The organism is Streptomyces sp. NPDC001851 (assembly GCF_040297165.1).
Taxonomy (GTDB): Bacteria; Actinomycetota; Actinomycetes; order Streptomycetales; family Streptomycetaceae; genus Streptomyces.
Window position 1 is genome coordinate 164,889 of record NZ_JBEOYR010000011.1, and the last position, 25,986, is coordinate 190,874.

The following is a 25,986-nucleotide window of genomic DNA, read 5'->3' on the forward strand; positions in this document are numbered from 1 at the left end:
TCAGGGCCTCCCCCCGTAGTTGCTGTCTCCGTACCACGGTGCCTGCCCCGGCCCAGGTGGCATGGCTGCGCGAGCCTGGGCCACCGCCGCTGCACGTCGACGCCGGCGCACCGCTCCAGCGGCGAGAGCCCCACCCGCAACCAAGACAACTCCCGCACCCCCGAGAATCCATGGCAGTGCAGACCCGCCGCCCGTAGATGCGGACGCTGCCGAGGTTGGGATGCCGTCATCCTTCGCGGAGGCCGTGGCCGACCCGTTGGGTGTCTTGGACGCCGCTTGCTTGAAGTCGGGTAGCGGGTAGACGTCGGCCGGGCCGGGGTCCCCCGGGTTGGTCAGCGCGATGCGGGGGCGCACGGCGCCGTAGCCGAGGTAGTCGGTGCGCTCCTTGCCACTTGTTGGCTTGCTCGCCGTGTTGAGCATGACTCGCAGGACCTGGTTGTTGGTCCAGTTCGGGTGCTTGGACCAGATCAGGGCGGCGGAGGCGGAGGCGATCGCCGTGGCGTCGCTGGTGCCGTGGGAACTGCACAGTTCTGTGCCGCCGAGGCAGGCGGAGATGATGTCATCGCCCGGTGCAACCAGATCGACCTGCGAGCCGTGCTCGGACTCCTTCGCCGCCTTGACGCTTTTGTCGATCGCTCCGACACCCACTACGCCGGGAGTGGCGCCCGGGTAATTGACTTCATTGAGGGTGTCGCCGTCATTGCCCACGGCTGCGAAGATCAGCTTGCCTTTGGACAGCGCGTAAGCAACGGCGTCCGTCAACTCCCGAGAGTTTGCGGCACTGCCTCCCGAAATGCTGATGATCTGGGCGCGGGAATCGGCCGCGAACCGGATGGCCTTCGCCGTGGCAGTGGGAAAGTCGTCCTGGTTGCCGTCGGCGCGGTTGCGCTCGATGAAGCCCGGAGTGCGGATCGGCATGATCTTGGCCCCGGGGGCCAGGCCGTACGAGCCCGTACTGGCACCCTTAGCACCCGTGCCGGCGATGAGCACGGCCATGGTGGTGCCGTGACCGTCGTAGTCCGTGCGTTCGTCACCGGCGCGCTTCGAGAAATCCTTGCCGGCCACGACCTGGCCCCGCAGGTCCGGAATGTCGGCCTGGACACCGGTGTCGATCACCGCAACCGTGATGCCCTTGCCCGTACTGGTCTTCCACATCTCATCGGCGTGCATGGCATCGAGGTACCACTGCCGCTCGCGGACGCTGTCAGCGTGCGCGGGGGTAACGGCCATGCTCGCCAACAAGGACCCCGCGGCCGCGGACACGGCCCGGCTGCGCCATCTGGCCCGCTCACTGCGGCTGCGCATGGTCATCCTTCTCGTCCTAGGTCTCCATCAGGCCCTTGGGGCAGTGGCGGCGGGAGTGGTCGGTTCTTCTTCTCCTCTGCCTGATGCTCCGCGTTTTCCTCCGCCTGGTGCTCCCTGTCCTCTGCCTGGTCGGTCTCGCGGCTGCCGGCGCGCCTGGCGCGGGCTGAACGGTCGTCACGCTTCGGGACGGGGGTGGAGGCACCACGGGATGGTCCATCTCGCTGCTGCAGCGGCTCGTCTGCGCTCGCTTCGCTTGCGGGTCGGACACCTCGCGAGGTGAAACCTGCCCGCTTGCGGTCTCGGGAAGGTCGGGGCTGCCCCCCGGCGATCCCGTTGGACGAGGCAGGCATGCGCCTTCGCGCCACGCCCTCCCGGTTCGCAACGCGGTCGTCGTCGCGGGCTGGCGTGGCCCCTGCAGCACGGCTTCTCAGCCCGGCTCCACGGCCGCTGGGAGCTCGCTGCTCGTTCGGAGTGCCGCCGATGACATTGCCACGTGGAAACGCACCACCAGGCTGTCCGGGCGTTGACGAGACGGGACGGCCGCCTGTGATGGCACTTCCGCTCCTGGCCGAAGGGGAGCCAGTCGGTCCGGGCTCAGCGCCGGGCTGACCGCCGGTCGCACCGGGGCCGTACGGGCCGGAGAATCCGCGTCCTGGAATGCGCGGGAGCGCGGACGTGCCCGGTCCGGATGGCGTGGCCAGAGGGCCCCGGCCCCCGTACACAGGACGCTCGCTCCCTCCTCGGACGCCGGGAGGCAGCGGTGTGCCGGTCCTGAACGCCGGCGTGGGCCCGGTCACCACAGGTGTCCGACCGTCCGGACTGTCCCCCGGTCCGACAGGCGGCGCTGACGGTGAGGCAGGATTCACCGGAGACGGCAGGGTGCCTGTGCTGTCGATCACCGTGTTCGCAGCATCTACGTGATGTCGCGGCAGCGGTACATCTGACACGCTGGCTGCACTCGTTGGATGGTGTGGCAGGGACACTCTCGGTACAGGACTTGTCCGGCTCAGGCTGGAGTCGACGGTTGTCTGCCGTGCTGGTACCTCTGTTCGCACGGGCGTCCCGGGGTAAGTCCCCTTCCCCCCGTCGGCAGGGGCGGAAATGTGGGTTTCGCCGCCGAACCGATCCGGCACGAACCGCTGAGGCAACTCCGGGAACGTCGGTGCCTCCAGCGCGCTGATCTGCTCCGTCGACGCCGTGTACGACTGGGCGAGCTTCATCATCAGCCCGCCCGCCTCGGCACGGACGTTGGCGTACTGGGACTTGGCCTTCGTCACCGCGGAGTCCGACGGACCGCCGTCGTGGCTGCCGACATCCGTCGCCTTCGCCGCATGCGCGTCAAGCACCAAACGCGCGCTGACACTCTGGTTCTTCAGCATCTCAAGCTGCGGCTTGACCTCGTGCAGCGTGTCCGCCGCGTGGCCCAGCCACTTGCCCGCGTTCTCGCTGTAATCACCCAGGCCCGCCGTGGCCAGCGCTGCCTGGTAGCACCAGGTCCTAAACGCCGCGCCGCCCTCGCCCTCCCACTCGACCGCCATGCTGTGGGTCCGCAGATCGCCGCCGATCTCCTTGATCGTCTTGGCGGCCGACGTCAGAAGCTCACCGAGACCACTGGCCGTCGGCCCGTCGGCCGACTCGACCATGCGCCACAGCTCTTCGGGGTCCTGGAGGAGGAACCGCTCCTGCCTGACCGTCTCCCACATGCGGCTGACAAAGTCAGACATGGACCCCCACCACCTTTCCTGCCCAGAGCATGCCGTCGCGCTGCCTCATCACCACGGGCATCACAGACCGCCTGCTGTCTGCGAGTTCGACGTGGAACCGTGTCCGCCATGGCCGGACGCATCCGCCCCGCCGTGAGCGTGTCCCTTTGATCCCGGCCCGACCTCATCGACAGCCAACTTGTCAGCCTCGACACGGATGCGGTGCAGGCGATCGCGAACGTCGGCGTCGAGATCCTGATAGTTGTTCTTCGACGCATCGACCGTGACCATCAGCCCCTCGATCTGCAGAGCCAGCACCTTGGAAAGGCGCTCCAGCTGGGAATGCACGTGGGTGTAGGCACCGTGGAGAGCGTCGGCTTCGTCGAAGTTGCCCAACCGCCCCTTCGGCAGGGCGCCGTCCGCGATCCTCTGCGGGGCAGCCTCCGACTTCTCCAGCCGAGTCAGAAGGTCGTTCACCCGGTTCTTGAAGGCCGTCAGAGTCTCGGCCTCGACCCGCAACTCCCGGGCCACGGCGGCACCGACACCTGCGATCGGCCCGATACCAGACGCGGCCAGCGCGCCGGCCGCCGATTCCAGCGCGGCCGCAGTTGCCTGCGGATCCCCCGTGTTGTCGGCCACCGTGTCCTCCCCCGTGCGGTCAGCCCCTCAGCAGCGCCTCAGACACTCACTTGTGGTGCCCGTGCCATCTCCATCCGTAACAGAAGCAACACGGCACGATAGTCGTGATCTTGCCTGGGCACGGGATTTTGACGCCCTACCAGTCCACGACTGACCGGAAAGTGGCCATGCCGTACGTCACAGCCACGCCGCTGCCTCCGTGTAACTCCTTGTCGCACCCGGAAACGGGGCAAGGGCGGCGTCCGCCGTCAGACGCAGGGGCGTCTCGCGAATGGCTGGTACGGAAGGAGCCCCTACCTCGGCCTTGGCAGAAGCTCTGCCATGCCGCCGTTCGGGCAGCCCGGCCAGCGTGCGCCGGACTCCCCGACGTGTCCGGCGGCCCGTACTCGTAACGGTTCGTCCCCCGCTTGCTCCGCTTGAAGACGGGGTCATTGTCGTCGAAGCGCGCGGCTGCGACCGCCGGCAGTCACAGCCGAGGCGGCGGGGATCATCGGCATCGCGATCGGCGCTCTCATAGCCACGCTGCCACGACATCACGTCCCGCCGAGCCGACGGAACCATGATCTGTTCCTGGCGCGGAGGCGTTCGCCTCGCCTGCGCGCCAGGGACTTTTCAGGGACCTTCAGCGCTGCCCGAGGGGCTTCCGAAGGACCTTCCGCCGCCTGACGCGGCAAGCCTCCGAAAGACCGGAAAGGCCTCCGTTGCAGGTCAGAGGCCCTTTGCCAGGCGAAGCCGCGGTGGCGGCAGACGAGTCGGGCTGTACGCCGGGTTCTGTTCCGAGGGGTCCTCGCGGGCCCCTCGGCGACGGCCATCCATCTAGGGCCGGTGTTGCCACCGGCCTCGTGCGGTCTACCCGCGGACTCGGGCGGGCAGCCCTCGAACGTCCGCGCAGAGACACCGGGGTGTCTCCTTTTGACCTTGCTCCGGGTGGGGTTTACCTAGCTGCCCAGGTCACCCTGGGCACTGGTGGTCTCTTACACCACCGTTTCACCCTTACCGAGGACGAGATCCCCGGCGGTCTGCTTTCTGTGGCACTGTCCCGCGGGTCACCCCGGGTGGCCGTTAGCCACCACCCTGCCCTGTGGAGCCCGGACGTTCCTCGGGAAGCCCCCTAGGGGGACTCCACGCGGCCGTCCGCCCGGCTCGTCTGCCGTGCCGACCATGGTACCGGGCGCCGGGACCGGCGGGGACCGGCCGCCGCCGTCGCCAGGACCGAGCCCGTCAGGATCAGGGCGAAGGCCGCCAGGACCGTCGCGGTCAGGCGCTCGTTCAGGAAGACCGCGCCCGCCGCCACCGCGACCGCCGGGTTGACGTACGTGATCACCGTGGCGCGGGTGGGACCCGCCTCCCTGATCAGCTCCAGGAACGCCACGAACGCCACCGCCGTGCAGAGGACGCCCAGGCCGGCCAGGGCCGCCAGGGCGGTGGAGGAGGGGACGGACGACGGCCGGGCCAGGAACGCCACCGGGGCGTAGACCACGGCCGCCAGGGTCAGACAGGCCGCCGTCAGGTGCAGGGAGGGGACCTCCTTCAGCCGGCGCGCCGCTATCAGCGGGGCGGTGGCGTAGCCCAGGACCGTCAGCAGCACCTCGGCCAGGGAGCGGGCGTCGCCGCCGGTCAGGTGGGGAAGGGTCAGGACCGTCACCCCGCCCAGGCCCAGGGCGAGGCCGGTGATGCGGCGGGCTCCGAGGTGTTCGGTCTCCCCCAGCAGGCGGGCGGCGATCACGCCCACGATCGGCACGCCCGCGATCAGCAGCCCGGCCGTTGAACTGGACAGATGCCGTTCGGCGTCGGTGAGCGTGAACCAGGGGACGATGATCTCCAGACAGGCGAAGGCCAGCAGGGGCCGCCAGTGGGCGCGTACGGTCCGGGGCAGGCCGCCCTGGCGCAGGGCGAAGGGCAGCAGCAGGAGCGCGCCGAGCGCGCAGCGGGTGAACACGACCACCGGCGGGGACACCTCGTCCACCGCCACCTTGATCATCAGATAGGGGATGCCCCAGATCACTCCCATGAGGGAGAACAGGAACCAGCCACGTGCAGTCATGAGGTGAGTTTCGGCCACGTCCTCACGGGGCGTCTTGAACGCTGTTGCGAGGCGCCACCGAGGTGACGCTGGTGCGGTACGCCGCCGGTGTCACCCCGAGCACCCGGCGGAACCACCGGGTCAGGTGCGCCTGGTCGGCGAAGCCCACCAGGCCCGCCACCTCTGCCGGGCGCAGGCCGGCCTCCAGCAGGCCGCGCGCCCTGCTCACCCGGTACTGGGCCAGCCAGGCGTACGGGGGCACGCCCATCGTCGTACGGAAGGCCCGCAACAGCTGGTAGCGGGACAGGCCCAGGTCGGCGGCGAGGCAGGACAGCGGCGGGGGTGCCGTCAGCTCGTCGGCCAGACGGTCGCGGACCGTCAGGGCGATCGTCCGCGCGCCGGGGACCAGGTCGCGTCCCGGTCGGGCGGTGGAGTGCCGGCGGGCCAGCGCGGTCAGCAGCCAGGGCAGGACGGACTCGGCCTCCAGGGGGTCGGGGCACGAGCTGAGTCCGGTGTGGGCACGGCGGAACGCCGCGGCGAGTCCGGGGTCGTCGAGGAGGGGCTCGCGGAAGTACGGCAGGCCGCCGAGGATGCCGTCGGTCAGCAGCGCCGGCTCGGCGTACAGGGCGCGGTAGGCGTAGCCGTCGGTGGCGTTGGCGGGGCCGCCGGTGTGCATCTCGCCGGGGTCGAGGACGATGATGGTGCCCGGTCCGGTGCGGATGTGCCCGCCTCGGTAGTCGATCACCTCGCAGCCGCCGACGCAGACGCCGATCGTGTACTCCTCGTGGGCGTGCGGGGCGTAGGTGTGCCGGCGGAAGTTCGCCGTCAGGAGGTCGAGCGGCGGCCCGCCCCGGCCCAGCCGGGCCCGCGTCCACAGCGCCTGTTCCGTCATCCGGCACCCCCTTGCCTGTCCTGCGCCCATGGGTGCAACGCCGTGAGGTCCCGTTTCCATGCCGCGTCGAGGCCGGCTCCGGCCACGCGGTCCCGCGTGCCCTGCACGCCGGCCGCGCGCCCGCCCGGGCCGAGGTGGTCCGCCGTGCGTTCAATATCCTTGCGGAGGAGGGGAGATGAGGATGCTGAGGACACTGGGACGGCTGGCCGGGCACGAGATGCGGCTGTACACCAGCCTGGCGCTGTGGCTGGCCCGACGCACCCAGGGGACCGCCGGCGGGCGGGGTTTCGGGTACATGCGCGGGCAGGCCGCCACGATGTGGGGGGTGGCCGCCGTGTGCGTGATCGAGACGATCGGCGTGTCCGCGATGCTGCGCGACATGCCCACCGCGCACGACGTCCTGCTGGTGCTGGACCTCTACACCGTGCTGCTCGTCGTCGGCCTGCACGCGGCCTGTGCGGTCCGCCCGCACGTGCTGACCGGGGAGGCGCTGCGGGTGCGGTACGGGGTCCATGTGGACCTGCGGATTCCGCTGGGCGCGATCAGGGCCGTACACCGCGAGACGCAGCTGACGCACCGGCCGGCGGGCGACGTGCTGGACCTCGCGATCGGTTCTCGGACGTCGGTGCGGCTGGAGCTGGCGGAGCCCGTCACCCACCGGTCGCTCCTCGGCCGCCCCCGGCGGGTGCGCACGGTGCGCCTGCACGCCGACGACCCGGGCACCCTCGTCCAGGCGCTCACACGGGCCTGAACAGGACCTTCGCCGCCACGCCGTACGCTGTCGCGGAGGTCTACGTAAGGAGTACGTGTTGCTGGTCCTGCTGCCGCCCTCGGAAGGCAAGGCGACCGCGGGCGAGGGTGCCCCGCTGGAGCTTCGGTCGCTGTCGTTGCCGGGGCTGACCGCGGCGCGGGACGCCGTGCTCGGTGAGCTGGTCGAGCTGTGCTCCGGCGACGTGGAGAAGGCGCGCGAGGTGCTCGGGCTGAGCGAGGGGCTGCGCGGCGAGGTCGCGAAGAACGCCGGGCTGCGCACGGCCGGTGCCCGCCCCGCCGGGGAGATCTACACCGGGGTGCTGTACGACTCCCTCGGCCTGGCGACGCTGGACGCGGCGGCGCGGCAGCGCGCGGCGGAGTCGCTGCTGGTGTTCTCCGGGCTGTGGGGCGCGGTGCGGGTCACGGACCGCATCCCCTCCTACCGCTGCTCGATGGGCGTGAAGCTGCCGGGTCTCGGCGCGCTGGCCGCGCACTGGCGGACGCCGATGGCCGAGGTGCTGCCGGCGGCGGCCGGGGACGGGCTGGTGCTGGACCTGCGCTCCTCCGCCTACGCGGCGGCCTGGAAGCCGAAGGGCGAGGTCGCGGGGCGGACGGCGACCGTGCGGGTGCTGCACGCGCCGACCCGCAAGGTGGTCAGCCACTTCAACAAGGCGACCAAGGGCCGGATGGTACGGAGCCTGCTGACGGCGGGCGCCGCGCCGAACGACCCCGCCGAGCTGGTCGAGGTGCTGCGGGAGCTGGGGTACGAGGTGGAGGCCGAGGCGCCGGGGAAGGCGGGGAAGCCGTGGTCGCTGGATGTGCTGGTGGAGGAGATCCACTGAGGGCACCCCTCGCTTGAGGGCACCCCTCACTCCCGCCTCGCATTGCATCATGTGCAACGCGCTTTGCGCATGATGCATCCGCTGGGCACGATGAGGGCGTGACCTCACCGCCACCCTCCCCTCCGGCCGCCTCGGTACTGGAGCTCGCGCCCGTCGTGCCCGTGGTGGCCCTCTCCGACGCCGGCGACGCCGTACCGCTGGCGCGGGCGCTGGTGGCGGGCGGGCTGCCCGCGATCGAGGTGACGCTCAGGACTCCGGCGGCGCTGGAGGCGATCCGTGCGATCACCGGTGCGGTACCCGGGGCGGTCGTGGGAGCGGGGACGGTGATCAGCCCGGACCAGGTGACCGCGTGCGTGGCGGCCGGGGCGCGGTTCCTGGTCAGCCCCGGGTGGACGGAGACGCTGCTGACGGCGATGCGGGCGTCCGGGGTGCCGTTCCTGCCCGGCGTTTCGACCGCCTCGGAGGTGGTGGCGCTGCTGGAGCGCGGGGTGCGGGAGATGAAGTTCTTCCCGGCGCAGGCGGCGGGCGGCACGGCCTTTCTGAGATCCCTGGCCGGTCCACTGCCGCAGGCCCGCTTCTGTCCGACGGGCGGGATCGGTCCGGCGACCGCGCCGGAGTATCTGTCGCTGCCCAACGTCGGTTGTGTGGGCGGGAGCTGGATGGTCCCGGCGGACGCAGTGGCCGCCGGGGACTGGGCCCGGATCGAGGAGCTGGCGCGGGGCGCGGCGCGGCTCGCCGGGCTCAGGGACGCAGGTGGGACGTGTCGTTGAACAGCCGTACGCTCGCGTTGCCGTCCGCGTAGTACGCCACCGCCGACAGGGAGGCGGCGGACAGTTCCATGCGGAACAGCGACTCGGGCGGGGCGCCGAGGGCGAGGCGGACGAGGGTCTTGATCGGCGTGACATGGCTGACCAGCAGGACCGTGCGGCCCGCGTGGGCCGCGACCAGCTTGTCGCGCGTCGCCGCGATCCGGGTGGCCGTCTCGGCGAAGCTCTCGCCGCCGCCGGTGGGGCGGGCCTCCGGGTCGGCGAGCCAGGCGTTCAGGTCGTCCGGGTAGCGCTCGCGGACCTCGCCGAAGGTGAGGCCCTCCCAGGCGCCGAAGTCCGTCTCACGCAGACCGTCCTCGATCGTCACCTCCAGGCCCAGGCGGGCGGCGACGGCGGCGGCGGTCTCGCGGGTACGGGTGAGGGGGGAGGAGACGACGGCCTGGATGGTGCCGCGCCTGGCGAGCGCCGCTGCGACGCGCTGCGCCTGCTCTCGGCCGGCGGCGGAGAGGGAGGGGTCGGTGCCGCCGCTCCCGGAGAAGCGTTTCTGGGGGGTGAGGGGGGTTTCGCCGTGCCGGAGCAGCACGAAGGTGGCGGGGGCGCCGAGGTCGGGGGCGCTGCTCCAGCCCGGCGTGGAGCGGTGCTCCTCGTCGGGGATGTCACGGCGCTGCCCGCCGCCGGCCGTGGCTGCGGCCGATTCGGTGGGCGACCACTGCTGGCCCCTCGCCCCCGCGTCCATCGCCTCGTTGGCCAGACGGTCGGCGTGCTTGTTCTGTTCGCGGGGGATCCACTCGTAGGTGACCTGGTCCGGGGGGAAGACCGACCGCGCCTCGGTCGCCAGGGGCTTCATGTCGGGGTGTTTGATCTTCCAGCGGCCCGACATCTGCTCGATGACCAGCTTGGAGTCCATGCGGACGTGGACCCGGGCCGTCGGGTCGAGGGTGTGGGCGGCGCGGAGGCCGGCGACCAGGCCCCGGTACTCGGCCACGTTGTTGGTGGCGACACCGATGTACTCGGCCACCTCGGTCAGCGGCTCACCCGTGGCCGCGTCGCGGACCACCGTGCCGTAACCGGCGGGCCCGGGGTTGCCCCGCGACCCGCCGTCCGCCTCGACGATGAACTCCCGCACCCCGAAAGCCCCTTACCGGCTCTTACAGACCCGACTCGGCCGTACGCACCAGGATGCGGCGGCAGTTCTCGCAGCGCACCACCGTGTCCGGCGCCGCCGCGCGGATGTCGTTCAGCTCGGTGATCGCCAGCTCCTGGCGGCAGCCCTGGCAGGTGCGGGCGTACAGCTTGGCCGCGCCGATGCCGCCCTGCTGCTCGCGCAGCTTGTCGTAGAGCTTGAGGAGGTCGGCCGGGACGGCGGCCGCCATGACCTCGCGCTCCTTGGTCACCGAGGCGGCCTCGCCGTCGATCTCCTCGAAGGCCGCGTCACGGCGGGCGGTCGCGTCGTCGATCTTCGACTGGACGGAGGCGACGCGCTCGGTCAGCTCGTTCACCCGCTCCTGCGCGGCCTCGCGGCGCTCCATGACCTCCAGGACCACGTCCTCCAGGTCGCCCTGCCGCTTGGCGAGGGAGGCGATCTCGTGCTGGAGGTTGGACAGGTCCTTCGGCGAGGTGACCGCACCGGAGTCCAGGCGCTGCTGGTCGCGGGCGGCGCGCTGGCGCACCTGGTCCACGTCCTGCTCGGCCTTGGTCTGCTCGCGGGCGGTGTCGCTCTCCTCGGTCTGCGCGGCGACGAGCAGGTCCCGCAGCTGGGTGAGGTCCTTGTGCAGCGAGTCGATCTCGGCGTGCTCGGGCAGCGACCTCCGCTTGTGCGCCAGCTGCTGCAGGCGGACGTCGAGGGCCTGGACGTCGAGGAGTCGGATCTGGTCGGCGGGCGCGGCGTTCAGTTGGGGGCTCCCATTAGCTAGTGGTGACGGTGGACGCCGCGTGGGCGGTCCAGGGGTCGGTGACCGTCTTGGAGACATGGACCCGGAGGTCCCAGCCGTGGCGGTCGGAGATCTCGTCGAGCTGGGCTGCGGCCAGCTCGCACCAGGGCCACTCGGTGGCCCAGTGCGCCGCGTCGAGCAGCGCGAGGGGGCTTTGGGCGACCGCCTCGGAGGCGGGGTGGTGGCGCAGGTCTGCGGTGAGGAAGGCGTCGACGCCGGCCGCGCGGACCTGGTCGAAGAGGCTGTCGCCGGAGCCGCCGCTGACGGCGACCGTGCGGACGACGGCGTCGGGGTCGCCGGCCACCCGGATGCCCTGTGCGGTGGCGGGCAGCCGTTCGGCGGCGCGCGCGGCCAGTTCGCGGACGGTCAGCGGGTGGTCGAGTTCGCAGACCCGGCCGAGGCCGCGGCAGCCCTGCGGGTCGGTGGGGTCCGGCACGAGGGGGCGTACGACCCTCAGGTCGAGCGCGCCGGCGAGGGCGTCCGAGACTCCCGGGTCGGCGGTGTCGGCGTTGGTGTGGGCGACGTGCAGGGCGATGTCGTTCTTGATGAGGGTGTGCACGACACGGCCCTTGAAGTGGGTCGCCGCCACCGTCGTCGTCCCGCGCAGGTACAGCGGGTGGTGGGTGACCAGCAGGTCGGCGCCGAGCTTCACCGCCTCGTCGACGATCTCCTGCACGGGGTCGACGGCGAACAGGACCCGGGTGACCTCCTGGCCGGGGTCGCCCACGACCGTGCCGACCGCGTCCCAGGACTCGGCCCGCTCGGCGGGCCACAGGGTCTCCAGCGCGGCGATGACTTCAGACAGACGGGGCACGAGGGAAAGGCTACCTGGCTGGTCCGCTGGCCGTACCGCATGCGCCGGGTCTGACCCCGCTCAGCACATAAGCACCGGTTTCCTCAGGTGAATCGCTTCTTCGCCACCCTTATGTGTGAAGTGGCTGTCGGCCGGTGCCCCGCCTGTGCGTGCGAAAACTAGCTTCGTTCGCCGGAGGTGACCGAACGATGACGGCCTGTGCGATCGAACCCCCCTCGACCGGTGCGGAGGGCGGCGGGGCGAGGTGCGCCATCACGGCGGACGGCGCGTACGCGGCGCGCCTCGCGCGCGACGGCGAGTCGTGGTTCCCGGAGCGCTGGACGCTGGACGGCCCCGAGCCGTACGCGGTGCCGCTGCCCGGCAACCAGCCGGAGGAGCCCGGCACCGAGGTGCAGCCGCTGTCCGACGGCCGGGTGCTGATCCACCGGCTGGTCGAGCACCGGCACGCCTTCTCGCTGCTGTACCCGACCGGCCCCGGCACCGGCGAGCTGCCGCTGGGCGCGGTGGAGTGCCCCGGGCCCGGCACCCGGCTCACGCTGCTGCCGCCGGCGCCGGGGGGCACACGGGCGTACGCCCTCGCCGTCGGCCCCCGCTCCAGCGTGGTGTGGCTGGTGGCGGGCGGCGCCTTCGGGCCCGAGCGGCTCGCCGAGGTGCCGGGGCGCTGCTCGGGCGGGGTCTGGCTGGACCGTGCCGGACGGATGCTGGCGCTGGACCGTGAGCTGGGCGGGCCGGTCAAGACGGTCGTGCTGGACCTGGAGCGCGCCGAGGTGTCGCCGCTGCTGCAGATCGCGGCCACGAGCCATGACCGGCTGCTGCTCGCCGACCCCGACAGCGGGCTGCTGCTCATCTCCTCCGACGCACCCTCGCCGGGGGAGGAACGATTGGGCTGGGGCGTGCTCGGCAGCATGCTGCCGGTGCGCTTCCCGGAGAGCCTGCGCATGCCGGACTGTGTGGTGACGCCGTTCGCGATCCAGCCCGGGCAGGTGCTGATGCCGGAGAACTGCGCGGTGGCGCTGCGGGTGGACGGACCGGTCGGCAGCTGGGTGAGCACCTGGCGGCCGGCGGGCCGGCAGGTGAGCCATCTCCCGGCGCCCGAGGGCTGGCTGGCCGGGTCCGGGGTGTGGACACGGGACGGGGTGCTGCGGCTGCCGTACGCGACGCGGGAGACTCCGTGCGGCGTGGCGGAGCTGACGGCACCCCGGGGGGAGACGGGAGGCACGGCCGCCGCGGGGAGCGGTGTCGGCGGGCCTTCGGGGGGAACCGGGGGGCCGGGGGGCGCGGGTCCGGCGGGTCCGGTCCGGGACGGCACGGCGGCCGGGGCGCCCGAGGCGTCGCGGCCACCGACGGAACCGGACCCTCCGGAGCCCGCGCACCCGCGGGCTCCGCAGCCGGTGGCGGCACGTCCGGTGCCGTTGCAGCAGGCGCCTCTGGGACGTCTTGTAACGAAGTAGTGGCGGTTGGCGTGTGCGCCTGGATTCGGCTCGCGGTGTGTTGGTTACACTCGCCCGGCTGTACGAAAGATCATGTGACGGGGTGAATACGTCCGATGAGTGACACCAGTACGATGGAGCAGCTGTCCGCAGACTCCCAGGAGGCTGCCGGCCACGGCAGGCACCGGGGCCCGGTCGCGGCCCAGGAGAGCGAGACGGCTCCGCACGGCCGGCACCGCAGGCCGGCCGAGGAGTCCGCGGAGGCGGCTGCCTGACGGTTGAGGGAAGAGGGGGTGCCCGGCGGGCACCCCCTCTTCGCGTTCTCAGCCCCGCTTGAGTCCCAGCACCTCCGCCGCCGCGAAGGTCTCCCCCGGCGGCCGGTCCGCGTAGTGCGGGGTGAGCAGCGCGTCGAGTTCGTCGTAGGTGAACGTGTCCTGCTTGCTGTCGAACTTCGCCTGGACCCGGGGCCGTTCGACGACGGCGACCATGCCGCCGTGGACGACGAGCAGCTGGCCGTTGACCCGGGCGGCGGCGGGCGAGGCCAGGTAGCCGACGAGCGGGGCGACGTGCTCGGGGGCCAGCGGGTCGAGGCCGGTCCCGGGCTCGGCGAAGCCCGCGAAGACGTCCTCGGTCATCCGGGTCCGGGCGCGCGGGCAGATCGCGTTGGCCGTGACGCCGTAGCGGGCGAGGGCGAGGGCGGTGGAGGTGGTCAGGCCGACGATTCCGCCTTTGGCCGCCGCGTAGTTGGGCTGTCCCGCCGATCCGGCGAGGAACGCCTCGGAGGAGGTGTTCACGATCCGCCCGTACACCGGCCCCCCGGCCGCCTTGGACCGCTCCCGCCAGTGCGCGGCGGCGAAGCGGGTGGTGTTGAAGTGTCCCTTGAGGTGGACGCCGATCACCGAGTCCCACTCGTCCTCGGTCATGGAGAACACCATGCGGTCGCGCAGGATGCCCGCGTTGTTGACGAGGATGTCGAGCTTGCCGTACGCGGTGATCGCCGACTCGACCAGTTCCCGGGCCTGCTGGAAGTCGGCGACGTCCCCGGTGTGCGCGAGGGCCCGGCCGCCCGCGGCCCGTATGCCGGCGGCGACCTCCTCGGCGGGGCCCGCCGACGCCTCGCCGGACCCGTCCCGTCCGGGCTGTCCGTAGTCGTTGACGACGACGGCCGCGCCGAGCCGGGCGAGTTCCAGGGCCTCGGCCCGGCCGAGCCCGCGTCCGGCGCCGGTGACGACGGCGGACAGTCCCTCAAGTGGCAGTGACATGCGCGCAGTCCGTCCTCAGATCTCGATGCACGTACGCAGGGCCGTCCCGGTACGCATCTGGTCCAGTGCCTCGTTGATCCCGGCCAGCGGCACCCGGTGGGTGATCAGCCCGGCGAGATCGACGCGGCCCGCCCGCCACAGGGCGATCGTGCGCTCGTAGGAGCGCAGCACGTCCCCGCCGCCGTACAGGGACGGCAGGATCCGCTTCTCGTCGAAGAACAGCTCGAACATGTTGAACTGCAGGAAGTCGTCCATGGCGCCGGCGCCGACCACGACCAGGGTGCCGCCGCGCCGGGTGTTCTCGTACGCCGTCCGCGCGGTGGCGGACCTGCCGACGACCTCGAAGACGTGGTCGAAGCCCTCGCCGCCGGTGACCTGCTGTCTGGCGTCGGCCAGCTCCTCCGGAGAGACCGCCCTCGTGGCGCCGAACCCGAGTGCCGACTCGCGCCGGGAGGCGACCGGGTCGACGGCGACGATCTCGGCGGCGCCCTTCAGCCGGGCCCCCTGCACGACGGAGATGCCGACACCCCCGCAGCCGATGACGGCGACCGACGAACCGGCCTCCACATCGGCGGTGTTGAGGGCTGCGCCGAGTCCGGTGGTCACCCCGCAGCCGATCAGCGCGGCGATGTCGAACGGCACGTCCTCGGGGATCGGCACCGCGCAGCCGGCGGGGACCACGACCTCCTCGGCGAAGGTGCCGGTGCCGGCGAAGCCGAACACATCCGAAGCGCTGCTGCCGGAGCGCTGGAAGTTCGGGGTGCCCGCGTTCATGAACCCGGCCAGGCACAGCTCGGTCTGCCCGCGCCTGCAGGCCGGACAGGCGCCGCAGGCGGGCAGCCAGCACAGGACGACCCGGTCGCCCGGCTCCAGACCGCGCACCCCCTCCCCCACTTCGAGGATCTCGCCCGCGCCCTCGTGGCCCGGCACGAACGGCGCGGGCTGCGGCAGTACCCCCTTCATCGCGGACAGGTCCGAGTGGCACAGCCCGGTGGCCCGCACCCGGATCCGGACCTTGCCGGGGCCGAAGCCCACCGCCTCGACGTCGTCGAGGACCTCCAGCTTTTCCTGGCCGATCTCGTGCAGTACGGCTGCGCGCATGGTGCGGCTCCCCTCGGTACGGGTTTCAGGAGTGCTCTACGACGGTGTCGGTGAGGACCGGTACGTCGTCCCTCTCCCGCACGGCGCTCACGGCCACCCGCACCCGGCCCTCCTCGCGCCACATGCGGATGCGCAGGGTCTCGCCCGGATACACGACCCCGGCGAACCGGGTGGTGTACGACCGCACCCGGCTCACCTCGCCGCCGAGCAGCGTGTCGACGACCGCCTTGAGCGTGATGCCGTAGGTGCACAGTCCGTGCAGGATCGGCTTGTCGAAGCCGGCGCGCCGGGCGAAGTCGGGGTCGGCGTGCAGCGGGTTCCAGTCGCCGGAGAGGCGGTAGAGGAGGGCCTGGTCCTCGCGGACGGCGCGGTCGACGGTCTCGTCGGGTTCCCCGGCGGGGGGGTCGAGGCGTGTGGAGGGACCTCGGTCGCCGCCCCATCCGCCCTCTCCGCGTACGAAGATCTGGGCGTCGTTGGTCCACAGCGGTCCGTCGGCGTCGGCGACCTCGGTGCGCAGGACCAGGATCGCGGCCTTGCCCTTGTCGTAGACGGCGGCGAGCCGGTTGGTCGCGGTCGCCGTTCCCTCGGCCGGGATGGGGCGGTGGATCCGCAGCGCCTGCCCGCCGTGCAGGACCTTGGCGAGCTCGACCTCCACACCGGGCATGGACAGCCCGCTGATCACCCCGGGCGCGCCGGAGCCCGCGACGGTGGCGAAGCTCGGCAGGACGTGCAGCCGGGACTCCAGGGTGTAGCGCAGCTCACCGGGGTCGGTGGCGGGGATGCCGGCGCCGATGCCGAGGTGGTAGAGCTGGACGTCCTTGGTGGTCCAGGCGATCTCGCCGGTCCGGGGTTCGGCCGCGAGGGCTTTCGCTGCGTCGATGGGCATACGGCTCCTGACACTGGCGGTCCACTGGGCTGGCGGTTCAAGACCCCGGTGCGGACGTCCGCACCGTCGGCCGCACCGAGGTCGCTGCGGGCCGGTCTAGAACGCGTTCCAGTCCGGCGCCCTCTGTATAGCCGAGCACTCCGGAGTTGTGAAGGCTCCTGACGCCGTGTCAGCTCTGCCGGGGCAGTGACATTTGTACTGCCCGAGTGCGTACATGCGCCTCTGCCCCGCCCCGGGCACGGGTGCCATCATCGTGCTGACGGTGTGGCCGGAACCGTTCGGTTCGCACGGTGCTGTCGTACCGCCGTACGGCGGGGACCATCTGATCGGGGGAACACGGATATGACGGTGTTGCGCAGAGCGCGGGCGCAGGTGCGGGCCTGGCAGACGGCACGGCTCGAATGGAAGGCGGAGCACGAGCGCTTCAAGGCCGCGCAACGGGCGGCCGGAAAGTGCGGCAAGACCCCGGACGTCGACCATCCGGGGCCGCCGCCCACCGGCTTCTCACTGCTGCCGTGGCTGCTGATGGGGATGGGGGCCTTCTCCAACCTGCTCCAGGGCGAGGCGCCGAACCCGTTGATCGGCGGCCTGGGCCTGCTCGCCTTCAACTCCCTCTACGTCTACGTCACCTTCCGCTCCTTCGACCGGGCCAAGCGGGAGGCCGTCTCCACCCGGGTGGCCCTGCTGCTGATGGGCCTGCTGACCACGGGCCTGGCCGTCGGGTACGGCGGCAGCTGGCTGATGTTCTTCCCGCTGCTGGGCCTCGCGGCCGGCGCCACGCTGCGCGGCCCCTGGCTGGGCCGTACCGGCATCCTGCTCGCGGTGTACGCGGCGGCCGTCTCCGGCGTCCGCGACAACTGGGGCGACGCGACGAACATCGGCTACGCCACCTTCCTGTCCAGCATGGTGACCGCCGCGATCCTCGGTCTGTCCGAGGCCGTACGGGAACTGCGCGCCGCCCGCGAGGAACTGGCCCGGCGCGCGGTGGAGAAGGAGCGGCTGCGCTTCTCGCGGGATCTGCACGACCTGCTCGGACACACGCTGTCGGTGATCGTGGTGAAGTCGGAGGCGGCGCGGCGGCTCGCTCCGCGCGACATGGACGCGGCGCTGGGCCAGATCACGGACCTCGAGTCGGTGGGCCGGCAGGCGCTCACCGAGATCCGCGAGGCGGTGACCGGCTACCGCGAGGGCAGCCTCGCCACCGAGCTCACCCGGGCCCGTTCGGCGCTGTCCGCGGCGAGCGTGGAGCCGCTGGTGCGCCAGTCCGGTGTGCCGCTCGCACCGCAGACGGAGGCGCTGCTGAGCTGGGTGGTGCGCGAGGCGGTCACCAATGTGGTCCGGCACAGCGACGCCGGCCGCTGTGAGATCACCGTCGAGAGCGGCACCGAGCAGGCCCGGCTCACCGTGACCGACAACGGCAGCGGCAGGCCCGTGCGCCGGCCCGAGCAGGGCATCGGCGGCACGGGACTGAAGGGGCTGACCGAGCGCCTCGCGGCGGCGGGCGGCTCGCTCACGGCCGGCCCGTCGCCGCGCGGCGGTTTCACGGTGACCGCCGAACTGCCGGTGGCGTCGGCGGAGTTCGCGGACCTCGCGGCTACGGCGCCCAGGGCGGGCTGACCGCCCAGCTGACGTCGTCGGTCCAGGACGTGCCGCTGTCGAAGTCGTTGGGGCCGCCGTCGCTCGCTATGTAGAGGTTGTGGGCGTAGTGGCGCAGGTATCTCGTCGGGTAGTTGTACGAGGCGAACGAGGTGCCGGTGCCGCTCTTCCCGGCCTGCGGGCAGAAGGTGGCGTCGGCCCGGAACTGGGCGGTGCCGTCCATGGGCTGCCGGTAGAGCCTGTAGTTGCGGTGGCGCAGGTAGTCGCCGGGGTAGTTCCGTGACTCGAAGGAGACACAGGAACTGCTCGCGAGGCCGCGGCGGACGATCCAGGTGGCGTCGCTCCGGTCCGTGCCGGAGCTGCTCGCGTTGACGGCGGAGATGACGCCGGCGTCGTTCTGGTGGCGGACGTAGTCGGCGGTGCAGCAGGACGTGGTGGCGCGCAGCGAGATCTCCGAGCCGGGGTTCAGGGTGCCGGTGCTGCCCGTCGCGCCGCCGTAGCCGGCGGAGACGATGTCGGCCTGGACGGCGTTGTCGGCGGCGTCGGTCGGGATGCCGGAGGTCATGACGCCCTCGAAGAAGGAGCCGATGGAGCCGTTGCTGTTGTCGCCGCCGGTGCCGAGGACGATCGCGCCCTCCTGGTGCATCGGCGAGTATCCGCTCCTGGCCGGCTCACCTCCGGAATAGGTGGTCGTGAGCCCACCGGACTGGGCATTCCCGTATTTCAGCGCGAAATGGTTCTGCCCGTTGTTCTTGAGCAGCGCGGTCACGAAAGGCAGCGGTCCGGTGCCGGTGTCGGAGGTGTTCCTGCTGTATCCGGCGTCGGACTGGAACAGCCCGTTCTCCAGGTCGGCCTGCACCCAGGGGCCCTGTCCGTAGCAGGGCGAGAACCAGCACTCGGTGCCGAAGTTGATGGCGTCCATGTGGCCGTTGCCGGTGTCCTTGTTGTTGGTCTCGGCATTGCCGTAGTCGAAGCAGCAGCGGTTGTTGACGTGGGTGCCGGACGTCACCATGTACATCCCCTCGGCCTGCCCGTTCACGGCGACGCCCGAGGTCGAGTTGTCCCGGTAGCCCATGCCGGCGGAGATCTCCAGGCCGTAGACCTGGTGGCCGCCGACGGTCACCGGCAGCGCGTCGGCGGGCGCCCCGACATCGGCCGCGCCGGCGCCGCCCGCACCCTCGATCGTGAGGTCGTTGTGCCGGGCGGACTGGTCGTAGATCTCGGTGATGACGCAGGTCGTGCCGGAACAGAAGGAGTCCTGGACGGCCGCGTTCGCGTATCCGCCGGCGGCCAGCAGCCCGATGTCCCTGGTGGCGCCGTCCGAGGCGCGCCGCACCTGGTAGAGCGGGCCGCTGTACGAGGAGTACAGCGCCCGGACCAGGCTGTGCGCGGCGACGCAGGGGGTGCCCGCGGAGGCGTAGATGTCACAGGGCAGCGAACCGGCCGCGGCGGCCTGGGGCGCGCCGGTGCCGAGGAGCAGTGCGGCGAGGGTGGCGCAGACCGCGAGGACGGACAGGGCGGCGCTTCTCAGCCGCCGGGGGGCGGTGTGGGGGGATCTCATGAGCACGGTGCACCTCGGATTCTCCGTTCGGGATTTCGGACAACGTTCGACCGAAATACCGAACCTATTCAACGGTGGAAATTGCACGGATTCCTGGAAATGCAGGGGCGATTGTTTGAGCACTCCCCGGAGACCGTCAACCCCCGCGGCAGCGGACCATGCCAAGTCTTTAATCGGCGGCGGCCGCCGCCGAGTTGTCGCCGCAGGACGTCCAGGGCCGTAATCTGACCCCATGAACGAGATGCCCCGGGAGCACCGGACCGGCAAGTCCATTCGGGTGCTGCTCGCCGAGGATCAGGGCATGCTGCGTGGTGCGCTCGCTCTGCTGCTCGGTCTTGAGGAGGACATCGAGGTGGTGTCCCAGCTGGGCTCGGGCGGCGGCATCGTCGACGCCGTGCTCACCCACCGGCCGGACGTGGCCCTGCTGGACATCGAACTGCCGGGCGTCAGCGGGCTGGACGCGGCGGCCGAGCTGCGGGAGCAGGCGCCCGACTGCCGGGTACTGATCCTCACCACCTTCGGCCGGCCCGGCTATCTGCGCCGGGCCATGGAGGCCGGGGCGGCCGGGTTCCTCGTCAAGGACGGGCCGGTGGAGGAACTGGCCGCGGCGATCCGGCGCGTGCTCACCGGGGAGACCGTCGTCGATCCGGCGCTGGCCGCCGCCGCGCTCAGCGCAGGACCCAGTCCGCTGACGGCCCGTGAGTGCGATGTGCTGAAGGCGTCGGTGGACGGGGCGACCGTAGCCGACATCGCCGGCGAGCTGCATCTGTCCGAGTCCACCGTCCGCAACTACCTGTCCTCGGCCATCGGCAAGACAGGCACCCGCAACCGGGCGGAGGCGGTGCGGGAGGCCCGGCAGCAGGGATGGCTGTGAGCACCGGTCGGGCCGTGCCGGGTCACTGGATCACCTCCGCGTTCTGATACTGCCTCCCCTCCGGTGCCACGCAGACGAACCAGGCCGACGGAGCCCCGACGCCCGCCCTGGGCACCGCCACGGTGCTGGAGCCGTCGTTCCAGGTGCATTTGACCTGGCCGGCCGTCTGGGCCACCTCGCCGATCACCAGCCGGCCGGAGCTCTCAGGGCTCCAGCCCAGCCGTGTGGCGATGGATTCGAGGTCGGTGCCCGACGGCCGGTCCCAGTTCTCCAAGGTGTTGTACATGACCTGCTGGGGTGTGTGCTCACCCCAGGCGCGCGTGACGAAGAAGGAGATCTTGCCGATCAGGTCGGCCGCCTTGTGGACCTCCGCCGCCTCCAGGCGCAGCTTTTTCATCGCGTTGTACTGCCGGACCGCCTCCGTCCGGTCGCGCGGCGCATCCCACACCTGGAGCTCCACGCGCCATTCCTTCCCCCGGTACAGGCCCCTCGCCAGATCTGTGCGTTGCGGCTCGTCCACATGCCGGGCCCGAGAAGGCGCGGGTCGGGTCGCCACCGGCGCCGTCCGGTCCCCGTGACCACCGCCGGGCAGCCCCGTCACCGCCAGCGTCACCCCTGTCGACCCCGCCAGTACCAGCGTCGTGGCCGCCGCCACCGCCCAGCGGCGGGCTCTGCGGCGGCGGCCGCGGCGGATGACCGCCCCGACCGGGGCTATGCCGATCTCGGCCTCGTCCGCGGCGTCCGCGAGGAGCAGGGCGATGTCCGTCTGCGTCATGTCGGTCATCTCGTTCATGTCGTGGCTCTCCCGGTCCGCGCTCGTCACTTCCGACCTCCATGCGTCACCGTCTCGGCGAGTCCCGGTATGGCCCGGAGTTTCGCGATGCCCTTGGCCGCGTTGCTCTTCACCGTGCCGACCGAGCAGCCCATCGCCTCCGCCGCCTGGGTCTCCGTCAGGTCCTCCCAGTAGCGCAGGACCACCGCCTCCCGCTGCCGCAGCGGCAGCTGGGCGAGCGCCTTGAGCAGCGCGCCGCGGTCGTCGGCCTGCGCGATCCGGTCCCCTGTGTCGGCCACCTCGTGCACCAGGCCCGAGTCGTCCTTCGGAGCCAGGAACTCCTTGAGCCTTCTTCTGTGTTTGCGCGCATGCAGGTTGATCATCACGCGGCGTACATAGGCCTCCGGATCATCGGCCGCGCCGACCTTGCGCCAGGCCACATAGATCCGCTCCAGCGTGGACTGGACCAGGTCCTCCGCGGCGTGCTGCTCCCCCGTGAGGAGAAATGCCGTACGCATCAGCCGCGGCCAGCGGCCGATCATGAAGCTCTGGAACTCCTCGTTCCGAGCGTTCTTCCCGTCCCCCATGGGCACCTCCCTAGATATCAGAAGGAGTCCATGGGACGCCCGGACCGTTGCCTCATCCTCGGGAAGTCGCGGAAGTCTTTCGCGGCAGCCACAGCAGCATCAGCACCGCCCCGCCCAGCAGCACCGCCGTACTGGCCCGGAAGGCCAGCGCGTAGCCGTCCGTCAGCGCCTCGGGGCCGTGGCCGCCGCCCGTGCCCGCCGCGGCGACGGTCGACATCGCGGCGAGCCCGAGCGAGCCGCCCATCGTGCGCGAGGTGTTGACCAGTCCGGACACCACCCCGGCCTCGCCCGGCGCCGCCCCCGACGTGGCGAGGGAGGCGAGCGGCGTCGCCGCCAGACCCGCGCCGAGCATCATCAGCATTCCCGGGATCATGATCCCGGTGACGTACGCCCCGTGCGCGCTCATCGTCGACTGCCAGCCGAAGCCCGTCGCGGCCACCAGCGTGCCCAGCGCCGCCACGGTCCGCGCGCCCGCCGCCCGCATCAGGCGCGGCGCCAGCTTGGAGCCGGCGACCACGGACAGCGAGCTGGGCACGAGCGCGACCCCGGCCTCCAGCGGCGAGTAGCCGAGCACGTTCTGGGCGTAGAGCGTCATGAAGTACCACATGCAGAACATGGCCGACCCGGAGACGAACATCGCCGCGTTCGCCGAGGCGACCGAGCGCAGCCGCAGCAGTCCGAGCGGCATCAGCGGGGCCGTCGTACGGGCCTCCACCAGCAGGAACAGGCCGATCAGCAGCAGCCCGGCGAGCAGCGGCAGCAGCGTGGCGGCGGCCGTCCAGCCCTCCGCCTCCGTCTGCGAGATGCCGTAGGCCAGGGTCGCGAGGCCCGCCGTCACCAGCAGCGCGCCCGGCAGGTCCAGGCGCCGCCCGTCACCGGCCCGGCTCTCGGTGAGCCAGCGCACCGAGCCGGCCAGCACGAGCGCGCCCACCGGCACGTTGATCAGCAGCACCCAGCGCCAGGACAGCAGGTCCACGAGCACCCCGCCGACGAGCCCGCCCGCGGCCCCGCCCCCGGCGCCGACCGCGGTCCAGGTGGCGATCGCGCGGGCCCGCGCCGCCCCCTCCGGCACCGCGGAGGTCAGCAGGGTCAGCGTCGAGGGGGCCAGCACCGCGGCGCCCAGCCCCTGCACGGCCCGCGCCAGCAGCAGCTGCCAGCCCTCCTGGGCGAGGCCGCCGCCCAGCGAGGCCAGCGTGAACAGGCCGAGGCCGACGAGGAACATGCGCTTGCGCCCGTACAGGTCGCCGGCCCGGCCGCCGAGCAGCATGAACCCGGCGAAGGCGATGGCGTACGCGTTCACCACCCATTGCAGGCCCGACGGGGTCAGGCCGAGGCCGCCGCGCATGGACGGCAGGGCGACGTTCACCACGGACACGTCCAGGACGACCAGGAACTGTCCGGCACAGGCGAGCGCCACCACCAGCCAGGCGGGCACGGTCGTACGGCGGGATATGAGGGCTGTGGTGCCGGGGGCTTCGAGCATGGGTGTCATGCTCTCAACCCGGTTACGGTCCTTGCATCGGCATTTCGGACCACGGCTCTCGGTCGTACGACCTAGCCCGCCGCGACTGACGGCAGCTCAGAAACCCAAGGAACGGTCAAGGATTCGTTAGAGGCCCGAAGCAACGGAATAGTTGCCTGTGCATACGAGGTTTACCCGGCACTTATGTACACGGGAGGCCTCACTCAATGACCCACACGACGACCGGCCAGCCGCCCCGGAGGGCGAACGGCGCCGTGGTCCCGGTGCTCGCCTTCGCGGGCATCGTCGTCGCGGTGATGCAGACCCTGCTCGTGCCGGTCATCAAGGACCTGCCGCAGCTGCTGGACACCGCCCCCTCCAACGCCACCTGGGTGCTGACCTCGACCCTGCTGTCCGGCGCCGTCGCCACCCCGATCATGGGCCGGCTCGGCGACCTCTACGGCAAGCGGCGGATGCTGATCCTCAGCCTCGCCGTGATGGTGGTCGGCGCCCTGGTCAGCGCGCTCACCAGCCAGCTGCTCACCATGATCGTCGGCCGGACCCTGCAGGGCTTCGCGATGGGCGCGATCCCGCTCGGCATCGGCCTGATGCGCGACATGCTGCCGCGCGAGAGGCTCGGCTCGGCCATGGCGCTGATGAGCTCCTCGATCGGCGTCGGCGGCGGCCTCGCGCTGCCCGCCGCGGCCCTGGTCGCGCAGCACACGAACTGGCACGCCCTGTTCTACGGCGCCGCCGGCCTCGGCGCGCTCGCCATCGTCCTCACCCTCCTCGCCGTACCCGAGTCCCCGATGCGGGCGGACGGCTCCTTCGACCTGCTCGGCGCGATCGGCCTGTCGACCGGCCTGGTCCTGCTCCTGCTGCCCATCACCAAGGGCAGCGACTGGGGCTGGTCGTCGGGTACGACGCTCGGTCTGTTCGCCGCGTCGGCCCTGGTCCTCGTCCTGTGGGGCCTGTACGAGCTGCGCGTGCCGGCACCCCTGGTCGACCTGCGCACCACCGCGCGCCCGGCCGTCCTCTTCACCAACCTCGCGTCGATCATGGTCGGCGTGGCGTTCTACGTCGTCTCGCTGGTCCTGCCCCAGCTGCTGCAGCTGCCGAAGGCCACCGGCTACGGCCTCGGCCAGTCCATGGTCGTCGCCGGTCTGTGCGTGGCCCCGCTGGGCCTGACGATGATGTTCACGGCGCCGGTCTACGCCCGGCTGTCCGCCAGGTTCGGCCCGAAGGTCACCCTCATCATCGGCCTGCTGGTCATCGCGCTCGGCTACGGCGGCGGCCTCGGCCTGATGGACGCGGCCTGGCAGACCGTCGTCACGTCCGTGGTGCTCGGCGCCGGCATCGGCCTCGCCTACTCCTCGCTGCCCGCGCTGATCGTCGGCGCGGTGCCGGCCTCGGAGACCGGTGCGGCGAACGGCCTCAACACGCTGATGCGGTCCATCGGCACCTCGGTGTCCAGTGCCGTCATCGGCATGGTGCTGGCCAACACGGCGAACCACGTGGGCGGTGTCGCCGTCCCCACCATGCACGGCTTCCGGGTGTCCTTCCTGATCGCGACGGCCGCGGTGGCGGTGGGGCTGGTGCTGGCGCTGTTCCTGCCGAAGGCCTCCCGGCCGGGTCAGCAGCACACTCAGCTGCGGGCCAGCAGTGAGGAGGAGGCTTCGCTGGAGCGGGCCGAAGAGGCGCTCCGTGGATTCCGGGGACGCGTTCTGGGTGCCGACGGCGTTCCGGTTGCCCGGGCCAAGGTCACGCTCATCGACCGGCGGGGGCGGCAGGCGGGGGCGACCGTCTCCGACGAGGACGGCGGTTATGCGCTTGCCGTGCCGGCGCAGGGGGCGTACGTCCTCGCCGCGAAGGCCTCCGGCCATGGGCCGCATGCTTCCTCCGCGACGCATTCCGGGGAGGACCGGGCTGTCGAACTGGATCTTTCGCTGCCTGGGGAGACCGTGAGCGCGTAGAGCTCGGGACGTTCTGCCGTCTCGCTGTCGTGGCTTGTCGCGCGGTTCCCCGCGCCCCTACGAAACGCACCCCTTGTCGATCAGCGGCCGGGGGTGCGGCAGCATGGGCCCCCGGAACAGTCGTACGACCGGAAGGCCAGCCATGACCGCCGCCGCCCCCAAACCCGAGATCCTGGCCGCCTTCGAAGGGGCCAAGGGGTTCATGCCCGTGGACGAGGGGCTGGCGCTGTACGCGGCCGCGGTGGAGGCCGGGGGGCTGGGGCTGCCGTTGCTGGAGGTGGGCACGTACTGCGGGCGGTCCACCGTGCTGCTCGCCGACGCGGCCCGTGCGGCCGGGGTCACGGCGCTGACCGTCGACCACCACCGGGGCAGCGAGGAGCAGCAGCCGGGCTGGGACTACCACGACCCGGAGACGGTCGACCCCGAGGTCGGGCTGATGGACACGCTGCCCGCCTTCCGCCGGACGCTGTTCAAGGCGGGTCTGGAGGAGCACGTGGTCGCCGTCGTCGGGCGCTCCCCGCAGATCGCGGCGATCTGGAACTCCCCGCTCGGTCTCGTGTTCATCGACGGCGGCCATACGGACGAGCACGCCACCGCCGACTACGAGGGCTGGGCACCCCATGTGGCTGAGGGGGGCCTCCTCGTCATCCACGACGTGTTCCCGCACCCCGAGGACGAGTTCACCGGGCAGGCGCCGTACCGGGTGTATCTGCGGGCTCTGGAGTCGGGCGCGTTCACCGAGATCTCGGTGACCGACTCGCTGCGTGTCCTGCGTCGAACGCGCGCGGGGATCTGAGGCCCCGGTTAGAGTCACAG

At 71.8% G+C, this 25,986-nt stretch carries 22 protein-coding genes, 1 other RNA gene and 1 pseudogene; 9 read left to right on the forward strand and 15 right to left on the reverse strand.

The features are described 5' to 3' along the window. The 5 genes and pseudogenes from mycP to ABT171_RS18440 all read right to left on the reverse strand — a co-directional run bounded on the left by mycP (nt 1) and on the right by ABT171_RS18440 (nt 6,562). Entirely contained in the window at nt 1-1,311 is a 1,311-nt protein-coding gene (gene mycP, locus ABT171_RS18420) for a type VII secretion-associated serine protease mycosin (protein WP_351244930.1), read from the reverse strand. 1,778 nt (nt 1,312-3,089) lie between these two features. Further along, complete coding sequence (locus ABT171_RS18425) at nt 3,090-3,647, reverse strand: DUF2563 family protein (RefSeq protein ID WP_351244932.1); 558 nt, start codon at nt 3,645-3,647, stop codon at nt 3,090-3,092. A 744-nt stretch (nt 3,648-4,391) separates the two neighbouring features. After that, nucleotides 4,392-4,793, reverse strand: an RNA gene (rnpB, locus tag ABT171_RS18430) — RNase P RNA component class A. A gap of 118 nt (nt 4,794-4,911) precedes the next feature. After that, nucleotides 4,912-5,691, reverse strand: a pseudogene (locus tag ABT171_RS18435) (DMT family transporter); the annotation flags it as partial. 22 nt (nt 5,692-5,713) lie between these two features. Then, nucleotides 5,714-6,562, reverse strand: coding sequence for an AraC family transcriptional regulator (locus ABT171_RS18440; RefSeq protein WP_351244934.1), 849 nt, complete (start codon nt 6,560-6,562; stop codon nt 5,714-5,716). A gap of 181 nt (nt 6,563-6,743) precedes the next feature. Between ABT171_RS18440 and ABT171_RS18445 the strand changes: the two genes are divergently transcribed. The 3 genes from ABT171_RS18445 to eda all read left to right on the forward strand — a co-directional run bounded on the left by ABT171_RS18445 (nt 6,744) and on the right by eda (nt 8,924). Continuing rightward, nucleotides 6,744-7,313, forward strand: coding sequence for a hypothetical protein (locus tag ABT171_RS18445; protein ID WP_503075682.1), 570 nt, complete (start codon nt 6,744-6,746; stop codon nt 7,311-7,313). Nucleotides 7,314-7,371: 58 nt separating this feature from the next. Continuing rightward, a complete protein-coding gene (yaaA, locus tag ABT171_RS18450; protein ID WP_351245166.1) occupies nt 7,372-8,154 on the forward strand; it encodes a peroxide stress protein YaaA in 783 nt (260 codons plus the stop codon). A 98-nt stretch (nt 8,155-8,252) separates the two neighbouring features. Further along, a complete protein-coding gene (gene eda / locus ABT171_RS18455; protein ID WP_351244938.1) occupies nt 8,253-8,924 on the forward strand; it encodes a bifunctional 4-hydroxy-2-oxoglutarate aldolase/2-dehydro-3-deoxy-phosphogluconate aldolase in 672 nt (223 codons plus the stop codon). Here the strand turns inward: eda and ABT171_RS18460 are convergent. From ABT171_RS18460 to ABT171_RS18470, 3 genes are read right to left on the reverse strand one after another with little or no spacing between them, the layout of a single operon-like run. Then, on the reverse strand, nt 8,896-10,047 hold the full coding sequence (locus ABT171_RS18460; RefSeq protein ID WP_351244940.1) for a bifunctional RNase H/acid phosphatase: 1,152 nt from the start codon (nt 10,045-10,047) through the stop codon (nt 8,896-8,898). The genes eda and ABT171_RS18460 overlap by 29 nt on opposite strands. 22 nt (nt 10,048-10,069) lie before the next feature. Further along, nucleotides 10,070-10,813, reverse strand: coding sequence for a zinc ribbon domain-containing protein (locus ABT171_RS18465; protein ID WP_351245168.1), 744 nt, complete (start codon nt 10,811-10,813; stop codon nt 10,070-10,072). A gap of 13 nt (nt 10,814-10,826) precedes the next feature. Further along, the gene (locus ABT171_RS18470) at nt 10,827-11,666 is read right to left on the reverse strand and encodes a Nif3-like dinuclear metal center hexameric protein (RefSeq protein WP_351244942.1); all 840 of its coding nucleotides are present in this window, start codon (nt 11,664-11,666) and stop codon (nt 10,827-10,829) included. A gap of 188 nt (nt 11,667-11,854) precedes the next feature. Here ABT171_RS18470 and ABT171_RS18475 point away from each other — a divergent pair, with 188 nt between their 5' ends. Together ABT171_RS18475 and ABT171_RS18480 are read left to right on the forward strand one after the other, a co-directional pair. Then, nucleotides 11,855-13,117 carry a hypothetical protein gene (locus ABT171_RS18475; protein WP_351244944.1) on the forward strand — a complete coding sequence of 421 codons (1,263 nt, stop codon included), beginning with the start codon at nt 11,855-11,857 and terminating at the stop codon, nt 13,115-13,117. A gap of 95 nt (nt 13,118-13,212) precedes the next feature. Then, the gene (locus ABT171_RS18480; protein ID WP_351244946.1) at nt 13,213-13,371 is read left to right on the forward strand and encodes a hypothetical protein; all 159 of its coding nucleotides are present in this window, start codon (nt 13,213-13,215) and stop codon (nt 13,369-13,371) included. 48 nt (nt 13,372-13,419) lie between these two features. Here the strand turns inward: ABT171_RS18480 and ABT171_RS18485 are convergent, their stop codons facing one another. The 3 genes from ABT171_RS18485 to chsH3 are packed head-to-tail and all read right to left on the reverse strand — an operon-like array spanning nt 13,420 to nt 16,345. Continuing rightward, nucleotides 13,420-14,358, reverse strand: a complete 939-nt coding sequence (locus tag ABT171_RS18485) for a 3-oxoacyl-ACP reductase (RefSeq protein ID WP_351244948.1) — start codon at nt 14,356-14,358, stop codon at nt 13,420-13,422. A 15-nt stretch (nt 14,359-14,373) separates the two neighbouring features. Next, a complete protein-coding gene (locus ABT171_RS18490; protein WP_351244950.1) occupies nt 14,374-15,459 on the reverse strand; it encodes a Zn-dependent alcohol dehydrogenase in 1,086 nt (361 codons plus the stop codon). A 25-nt stretch (nt 15,460-15,484) separates the two neighbouring features. Beyond that, nucleotides 15,485-16,345 (reverse strand): enoyl-CoA hydratase ChsH3, encoded by an 861-nt coding sequence (gene chsH3 / locus ABT171_RS18495; RefSeq protein ID WP_351244952.1) that lies wholly within the window; start codon nt 16,343-16,345, stop codon nt 15,485-15,487. A 342-nt stretch (nt 16,346-16,687) separates the two neighbouring features. Between chsH3 and ABT171_RS18500 the strand changes: the two genes are divergently transcribed. Continuing rightward, nucleotides 16,688-17,962, forward strand: coding sequence for a sensor histidine kinase (locus tag ABT171_RS18500; protein ID WP_351244954.1), 1,275 nt, complete (start codon nt 16,688-16,690; stop codon nt 17,960-17,962). On the opposite strand, the gene ABT171_RS18505 is transcribed toward ABT171_RS18500, so the two are convergent. After that, nucleotides 17,940-19,502 (reverse strand): alpha-L-arabinofuranosidase B, encoded by a 1,563-nt coding sequence (locus tag ABT171_RS18505; protein ID WP_351244956.1) that lies wholly within the window; start codon nt 19,500-19,502, stop codon nt 17,940-17,942. The two genes, ABT171_RS18500 and ABT171_RS18505, sit on opposite strands and share 23 nt — an antisense overlap. 232 nt (nt 19,503-19,734) lie before the next feature. Here ABT171_RS18505 and ABT171_RS18510 point away from each other — a divergent pair, with 232 nt between their 5' ends. Further along, nucleotides 19,735-20,376 (forward strand): response regulator, encoded by a 642-nt coding sequence (locus ABT171_RS18510; RefSeq protein ID WP_351244958.1) that lies wholly within the window; start codon nt 19,735-19,737, stop codon nt 20,374-20,376. 22 nt (nt 20,377-20,398) lie between these two features. Here ABT171_RS18510 and ABT171_RS18515 read toward each other — a convergent pair whose 3' ends face one another. Genes ABT171_RS18515 through ABT171_RS18525 form a run of 3 tightly spaced genes read right to left on the reverse strand, consistent with a single transcriptional unit; the run spans nt 20,399 to nt 23,227 of the window. Then, a complete protein-coding gene (locus ABT171_RS18515; protein ID WP_351244959.1) occupies nt 20,399-21,199 on the reverse strand; it encodes a hypothetical protein in 801 nt (266 codons plus the stop codon). Continuing rightward, nucleotides 21,196-21,735 (reverse strand): SigE family RNA polymerase sigma factor, encoded by a 540-nt coding sequence (locus ABT171_RS18520; RefSeq protein ID WP_351244961.1) that lies wholly within the window; start codon nt 21,733-21,735, stop codon nt 21,196-21,198. Before ABT171_RS18520 ends, ABT171_RS18515 begins: the two co-directional genes overlap by 4 nt. A 52-nt stretch (nt 21,736-21,787) precedes the next feature. Next, complete coding sequence (locus tag ABT171_RS18525) at nt 21,788-23,227, reverse strand: MFS transporter (protein ID WP_503075701.1); 1,440 nt, start codon at nt 23,225-23,227, stop codon at nt 21,788-21,790. 197 nt (nt 23,228-23,424) lie between these two features. Between ABT171_RS18525 and ABT171_RS18530 the strand changes: the two genes are divergently transcribed. Together ABT171_RS18530 and ABT171_RS18535 are read left to right on the forward strand one after the other, a co-directional pair. Further along, entirely contained in the window at nt 23,425-25,170 is a 1,746-nt protein-coding gene (locus tag ABT171_RS18530) for an MFS transporter (protein ID WP_351244965.1), read from the forward strand. Nucleotides 25,171-25,312: 142 nt separating this feature from the next. Then, the gene (locus tag ABT171_RS18535; protein WP_351244967.1) at nt 25,313-25,966 is read left to right on the forward strand and encodes a class I SAM-dependent methyltransferase; all 654 of its coding nucleotides are present in this window, start codon (nt 25,313-25,315) and stop codon (nt 25,964-25,966) included. Nucleotides 25,967-25,986: the final 20 nt, after the last annotated feature.

Excerpts from the sequence above, each read along its gene's own strand:
- ABT171_RS18445 (WP_503075682.1), top strand. The coding sequence starts at position 6,744 with ATGCTGAGGACACTGGGACGGCTGGCCGGGCACGAGATGCGGCTGTAC.
- ABT171_RS18480 (WP_351244946.1), top strand. The coding sequence starts at position 13,213 with ATGAGTGACACCAGTACGATGGAGCAGCTGTCCGCAGACTCCCAGGAG.
- ABT171_RS18530 (WP_351244965.1), top strand. The coding sequence starts at position 23,425 with ATGACCCACACGACGACCGGCCAGCCGCCCCGGAGGGCGAACGGCGCC.
- ABT171_RS18525 (WP_503075701.1), bottom strand. The coding sequence starts at position 23,227 with ATGACACCCATGCTCGAAGCCCCCGGCACCACAGCCCTCATATCCCGC.
- ABT171_RS18535 (WP_351244967.1), top strand. The coding sequence starts at position 25,313 with ATGACCGCCGCCGCCCCCAAACCCGAGATCCTGGCCGCCTTCGAAGGG.
- ABT171_RS18475 (WP_351244944.1), top strand. The coding sequence starts at position 11,855 with ATGACGGCCTGTGCGATCGAACCCCCCTCGACCGGTGCGGAGGGCGGC.
- ABT171_RS18520 (WP_351244961.1), bottom strand. The coding sequence starts at position 21,735 with ATGGGGGACGGGAAGAACGCTCGGAACGAGGAGTTCCAGAGCTTCATG.
- ABT171_RS18505 (WP_351244956.1), bottom strand. The coding sequence starts at position 19,502 with ATGAGATCCCCCCACACCGCCCCCCGGCGGCTGAGAAGCGCCGCCCTG.
- ABT171_RS18510 (WP_351244958.1), top strand. The coding sequence starts at position 19,735 with ATGAACGAGATGCCCCGGGAGCACCGGACCGGCAAGTCCATTCGGGTG.
- ABT171_RS18490 (WP_351244950.1), bottom strand. The coding sequence starts at position 15,459 with ATGCGCGCAGCCGTACTGCACGAGATCGGCCAGGAAAAGCTGGAGGTC.
- ABT171_RS18500 (WP_351244954.1), top strand. The coding sequence starts at position 16,688 with ATGACGGTGTTGCGCAGAGCGCGGGCGCAGGTGCGGGCCTGGCAGACG.
- ABT171_RS18440 (WP_351244934.1), bottom strand. The coding sequence starts at position 6,562 with ATGACGGAACAGGCGCTGTGGACGCGGGCCCGGCTGGGCCGGGGCGGG.
- chsH3 (WP_351244952.1), bottom strand. The coding sequence starts at position 16,345 with ATGCCCATCGACGCAGCGAAAGCCCTCGCGGCCGAACCCCGGACCGGC.
- mycP (WP_351244930.1), bottom strand. The coding sequence starts at position 1,311 with ATGACCATGCGCAGCCGCAGTGAGCGGGCCAGATGGCGCAGCCGGGCC.
- ABT171_RS18485 (WP_351244948.1), bottom strand. The coding sequence starts at position 14,358 with ATGTCACTGCCACTTGAGGGACTGTCCGCCGTCGTCACCGGCGCCGGA.